This is a genomic window from Catonella sp. (genome assembly GCF_057250765.1).
This window is the reverse complement of sequence record NZ_DBHIEC010000007.1, coordinates 117,104-123,216: the sequence shown is the minus strand read 5'-3', so window position 1 is coordinate 123,216 and position 6,113 is coordinate 117,104. Positions and strand designations below refer to the sequence as shown.

The 6,113-nt window shown below is 41.0% G+C and carries 6 protein-coding genes; 5 read left to right on the top strand and 1 reads right to left on the bottom strand.

What is annotated here, in order from left to right; all coding sequences use genetic code 11:
• Window positions 1-282 precede the first annotated feature (282 nt).
• The 5 genes from ACO6HM_RS05500 to ACO6HM_RS05480 all read left to right on the top strand — a co-directional run bounded on the left by ACO6HM_RS05500 (window position 283) and on the right by ACO6HM_RS05480 (window position 5,481).
• Complete coding sequence (locus tag ACO6HM_RS05500; protein WP_485390136.1) at window positions 283-1,281, top strand: asparaginase; 999 nt, start codon at window positions 283-285, stop codon at window positions 1,279-1,281.
• Between the two features lie 97 nt (window positions 1,282-1,378).
• A complete protein-coding gene (gene asnS / locus ACO6HM_RS05495; RefSeq protein ID WP_485390135.1) occupies window positions 1,379-2,770 on the top strand; it encodes an asparagine--tRNA ligase in 1,392 nt (463 codons plus the stop codon).
• A gap of 393 nt (window positions 2,771-3,163) precedes the next feature.
• Window positions 3,164-4,435 carry a double-cubane-cluster-containing anaerobic reductase gene (locus tag ACO6HM_RS05490; protein ID WP_485390134.1) on the top strand — a complete coding sequence of 424 codons (1,272 nt, stop codon included), beginning with the start codon at window positions 3,164-3,166 and terminating at the stop codon, window positions 4,433-4,435.
• Between the two features lies 1 nt (window position 4,436).
• Window positions 4,437-4,697 carry a putative Se/S carrier protein gene (locus ACO6HM_RS05485; protein WP_485390133.1) on the top strand — a complete coding sequence of 87 codons (261 nt, stop codon included), beginning with the start codon at window positions 4,437-4,439 and terminating at the stop codon, window positions 4,695-4,697.
• A gap of 16 nt (window positions 4,698-4,713) precedes the next feature.
• Window positions 4,714-5,481 (top strand): acyl-CoA dehydratase activase, encoded by a 768-nt coding sequence (locus tag ACO6HM_RS05480; protein WP_485390132.1) that lies wholly within the window; start codon window positions 4,714-4,716, stop codon window positions 5,479-5,481.
• Window positions 5,482-5,689: 208 nt separating this feature from the next.
• Here the strand turns inward: ACO6HM_RS05480 and ACO6HM_RS05475 are convergent.
• Window positions 5,690-6,113: QueT transporter family protein (locus ACO6HM_RS05475; protein WP_485390131.1), on the bottom strand; the 424-nt coding region annotated here is incomplete at its 5' end.

Genomic DNA, 6,113 nt, shown 5'->3' with positions numbered 1-6,113 from the left:
ACAACGGCAAAGTACACAAAGATTTGAAAGAAAAGTGTACAAAATAACCAAAAATCTAAGCGAAGCGGATGCCGGAGCGAGTCTGAAATTTATTATTCTAGGCGTGACTAAGTAGGCCAAATCTAAAACAAAATTGAAAGCGTGACTAGGTCTGCAAACCAAAATCATTATCCTAAGCGCGATAAATAAGACTGTAAAAAATGTATCATAATCAGGTAAAATATGGTAAAATAGTTAGTATACAAAAGACAGTGAACAATAACCATTAGAAAGGCAATACCTATGAAAAACATACTAATGCTAACTACAGGAGGAACTATTGCCTCTGTAATTACCCCCTACGGCCTCATTCCCACACTAAACTCGAAGGAGCTTCTCTCTTACCTGCCAAAGCTAGAAGAAAATATTAATATAGAAACAAGAGAACTTTATAGCATCGACAGCACCAATACCAGACCCGAGCATTGGAAACTGATAGCAAATGCTATTGAAAGCGAATACAACAACTATGATGCCTTCGTTATCTGCCACGGTACAGACACCATGGCCTATACCGCCTCAGCACTTTCATACCTTATTCAAGACTCCCCTAAGCCAATAGTGCTAACAGGAGCCCAAAAGCCAATAGGAACGGAGATAACAGATGCAAAATCTAATCTTCGTGACAGCATACTCTATGCTGCTGACGAGCTCTCATGTGGTGTTCAGATAGTATTTAGTGGCAAGGTCATCATGGGAACCCGTGCCAAGAAGACCAGAACCTTTAGCTTTGAAGCATTTTCAAGTATCAACTATCCATTTATAGCTGAACTATATGATGGCAAGATTATCAGATACATTGTTCAGGATAAAACAAAAATGAAGCCCATCTTTTATCACGAACTAAATGAAAAAGTATATGTGGTCAAGCTGATACCGGGCATTTCCGACAGTCTCATACCTACCATATTTGAAAACTATGACGGCATTATCCTCGAGAGCTTTGGTACAGGCGGAGTTCCTGACAGCATACAAAAAGCAATATTCGATAACCTTGAAAAATACGAAGCCAAAGACAAGGTGCTTGTTATAACAACTCAGGTACAAAATGAAGGCAGCGATACTGATATCTACGAGGTAGGAGTTAAACTTAAAAAATACAAATACCTTGAAGCCGCAGATATGACCTTAGAGGCGGCCCTAACCAAGCTTATGTGGATACTTGCTAAAAAGGACAGGACTTGGGACTATATCGAGAGTAACTTCAAAAAAGCGGTAAGCTTTGACAGAGTAAGGGGATAAGTCCTACCTAATCTCTGCAAAAAATATATACTGGTAGCAGGCATAAAAATGTGGTATACTGTAAAGATACTAGAAGTTAAATATTTGGGAGGACATTATGGAACTTATTTCAGTCAGAGAGCTTTTCAAAGAAAAGGAAAAATTCGCGGGAAAAGAAGTGGCCGTAGGTGGATGGATTAGAAGTGTCAGAGATTCTAAAACCTTTGGCTTTATAGTACTTAGCGATGGTTCATATTTTGAGACCTTACAGGTCGTTTATCACGATAATATGGAGAATTTTGCAGAGGTAAGCAAGTTAAATGTTGGCTCTGCAGTCATTGTAAAGGGTGAGCTGGTACTTACTCCTGATGCAAAACAGCCATTTGAGATACAGGCAAGCGAGGTAATTGTGGAAGGAAAGTCTACCAGTGATTATCCTCTTCAGAAAAAACGCCACAGCATGGAATATCTTAGGACTATCTCACATCTTCGTCCAAGAACCAATACCTTCCAGGCTGTATTTAGAGTGCGCTCACTCATAGCCTATGCTATACACAAGTTTTTCCAGGAGAGAGACTTTGTATATGTACATACACCAATCATCACAGGCTCAGATGCAGAGGGTGCAGGAGAGATGTTTAGGGTGACTACTCTTGACCTTGACAACCTCCCTCTTGGCGAGGACGGAAAGGTGGATGACAGTAAGGACTTCTTTGGCAAGGCTACCAACCTTACCGTAAGCGGACAGTTAAACGGTGAGACCTTTGCCATGGCATTTAAGAATATCTACACCTTCGGGCCTACCTTTAGAGCAGAGAACTCCAATACCACAAGACACGCAGCGGAGTTCTGGATGATAGAACCTGAAATAGCTTTTGCAGACCTTTCAGATGATATGGACTTGGCTGAATCCATGCTCAAGTACATCATCAACTATGTACTTGAAAACGCCCCTGAAGAGATGGCTTTCTTCAACCAGTTCATCGACAAAGAGCTTATCGAGAGGCTTAAAGGTGTGGCGGGATCTGACTTCGGCCGCGTAACATACACAGAGGCTATCGAGCTTCTTAAAGAGCATAACGACGAGTTTGACTACAAAGTAAGCTGGGGCTGTGACTTACAGACAGAGCACGAGCGTTACCTTACAGAGAAAATCTTCAAGCGTCCTGTATTTGTAACAGACTATCCAAAGGAAATCAAAGCTTTCTATATGAAGCTAAATGATGACGGCAAGACAGTGGCAGCCATGGACTGCCTTGTTCCAGGCATTGGCGAGATTATAGGAGGCAGCCAGAGAGAAGAGAATCTGGAACTGCTTACAAAGCGTATGAAGGAGCTCGGTCTTAACGAGGCAGACTATGACTTTTATCTTGACCTTAGAAAATATGGATCAGCAAGGCACGCAGGGTTTGGCCTTGGCTTTGAAAGATGTGTAATGTACCTCACGGGAATGGGCAACATACGTGACGTAATTCCTTTCCCAAGAACAGTAGGCAACTGCGAATTATAATTAGAGAATAAATAGATAATGAATAACTTTTCTTTCAGAGATAAAAGCTGTCAATTAAAGTAAGGCTATATCATTAATTAATGCAGTATAATAAGGCTAAAATGCAGATTATTAGTGAATGTCTGATAAATATAGTGCTTTTATAATAATACCTGGCTCATCATCTCTAAACTATAGAGGTAGATGAGTTAGGTGTTTTTTTGTATAAGTTAGACAAAACTAATCATAGAAAAAACAAATAAATATTATAAAATATAGAATATTTCCATAAAAAATTCTCTTAAATTGGCTTGAATATTGTCAGAATTAACCTATAATTATATTTAGCAGTTTAATCTGGTCTCTAAATTGTAGATACATTCATTAAATACTGTATTTTAGGAGGGTTTATTTATGGCGGATTACGAGAAAATGTGGGAAGAACTGGGAATGAATATGGAGCTTCACGACCAGCTATGTCAGGTGCTGCCGGTAGCCTTTGGTGATGTTTATCTTTCACAGGAAAACAGGCCTGAAGGCATGGGATTTTGGGATTTTGTTGTATCAGGTATTCACGGTATCAGACCTGCTGAGCTTATCGAGGCTCAGAAAAACGGTCAGAAGGTATTTGGTACCTTCTGCGTCTATGTGCCTGATGAAATTGTAATAGCTGCCAAGGGCATAGTCACAGGACTCTGTGGAGGCTCACAGTTCTGGGTGCCGGGTGGAGAGAAGGTGCTTCCAAAGAGTACCTGTCCACTCATCAAGGCTTCTGTAGGTGCAAGGCTTGACAAGACCTGCCCATTCTTTAGAATAGCAGATATGTATGTGGGTGAGACCACCTGCGACGGGAAGAAGAAGGCTTGGGAGATACTTGGGGAAGATGTACCTATGCACATCATGGACGTACCTCAGATGAAGCGTGAAAAGGACATAGTTAAATGGGCAGGGGAGATAGAGGAATTCAAAAAAGTAGTTGAGGATTTTACAGGAAATAAAATAACAGTTGAAAATCTTAATGAAGCTATTAAAATAGTAAATAACAAGAGAAGGGCTCTTGGCAGGGTATTTAACTGCAGAAAGGCAGCCAAGTCGCCTATTAGCGGAAAGGACGCCCTTCTTATGATGCAGATAGCTTTCTTTGACGACCCTGTGCGCTGTGCAGAGATGTGCAACAAGCTGGCGGATGAGCTTGAAAAGAGGATAGAAGACGGAGTTTCAGTCTGTCCGGAGGGAACCAAGAGAATCCTCGTTACAGGTACTCCTCTTGCCATCCCTAACTGGAAGCTTCATCACATCATTGAAACCAGCGGTGCCATTGTAGTCTGTGAGGAAATGTGTACAGGAACCAGATATTTTGAAAATATCGTTGAGGAGAATCTTCCTACTCTTGAGGCACAGTACATGGCTCTTGCAAGGCGTTATATGAAGACAAACTGCGCCTGCTTCACACCTAATACAGCGAGGTTTGATGACATTCTCCGTATGGTTGATGAATACAAGGTTGATGGAGTTATAGATGTAAGCTTGAAGTTCTGTAACCTATACGATACAGAGGGCTTCCTCCTTGAGCGTACACTCAAGGAAAAAGGAATTCCTGTGCTTGGTATTGAAACTGATTATACAGATGCGGATGCTGAACAGTTAAAGACTCGTATCGGCGCATTTATAGAAATGTTGGGATAAAATGAAAAATTATTATATCTTATTCGCCAATTATACAGAGGGGCTCTTGTTGCAGGATATACTAAAGGCAAACGGTCATAAAGCAAGGATATCCCCGACTCCAAGGACGATACAGGGCTCAGTTCCCTGTGGGATGAGCCTCCTTGTAAATGAAGAGGACATAGAGGGAGTGAGAGCTTGTATCAGGGAGAATAAGGCAGCCTATGCCAACATAGTTGAAACAGAGTGTCAGATAAATGCAGGAAGAAATAAATTTTGTTAGAAGTTAAGGAGATGTTATGGCAAGGATATGTTTTGGCCTTGATTTAGGCTCTACAAGCACAAAATATGTGGCTATGCAGGAAGGAAAGATACTTTATAAGCACAGGCTTCCTACAGGCTGGAGCTCTAAGGAGGCTTCTCGGAATGTAAAGGAAGACCTTATCAAAAATGGTTTTTTCTTTGATGATTTCCGCTGTGTATCCACAGGTTACGGACGGGTAAGCGTTGATTATGCAAACAAAAATATAACAGAGATTACCTGTCACGCTAAGGGCGCAGAATATCTCTTTAACGAAAGGGAAGTTGCTATCATCGACATAGGAGGGCAGGATACGAAGATTATCGTGCTTGAAGACGGTCAGGTTAAGGACTTCATTATGAATGACAAATGTTCTGCAGGTACGGGAAGATTCTTAGAGGTAATGGCAAATGCCATGGGCTATGATCCTGCTTCCCTTTGTGAGCTTGCAAGGAAGGGAAAGGGAGTGAAGATAAGCTCCATGTGTACTGTATTTGCAGAGTCTGAGGTCATCGGTCTTGCAGGGGCGGGCACTCCCAAAGAAGACATAGCCTTTGGTATAGTTGAATCAATCACTGAAAAGGTGGTTTCCCAGTGCAGAAATGTACCTGAGGACTTCAAGGTCTTCTTAACAGGAGGGCTTTGCGGCTGTCCTTATATCTTAGAATCCCTCTCAAATAAGCTTGGTAGAAAGGTAGAAACCCACGAAGCTGCAATGTATGCAGGAGCCATAGGAGCTGCTGTATTTGCGGAGAAAATGAAATAAAATAATCTTGTAAAAATAAAGGGCTGTCACACTAAAGATAAAATTTACTCTATATAACTTGTAAACTTATCTGTATGTGACGGCCCTTATACATTGAATAAAAATCATAAAATCTTTCAGGCAAGCATTAAACAGTTATCTAAATTTCTTTAACTATATATTCAGTCAGTTTTTAGAAATCACACGAATGAAATCAGTACAACATGTTCTATACTCTAAAAACCTTATCTCTTATTGGATAAAGTGCTGTAAGCAAAATCAAACCAAGTATTCCACAGGAAATTACCTCTCCTGCTCCTACGGTAAGCATAAGAAAAGGAATTCCATCAGGCATATGGTAAGCATAGGTAAGTACAAAAGGAACTATTACCATATTTGCTATGATTGGAGGGAGTGGTGAGAGGTATTTGAATATGTTCTTCTCTGTCTTCTTAAAAAGAATCCCTATGTACCAGGTTCCGACTGCTCCTATGAAGGTAGCAAGGGTTCCGAAGATGATGTCAAAGATATCGCTGCCTATTACGATGTTTGACACAAGACAGCCAATGGTCACACCTGGAACGCCTGCAAAGCTAAAGAAAGGGAGGATGGTGAGTACTTCTGAGAATCTTACCTGAATTGCTCCACTAGCA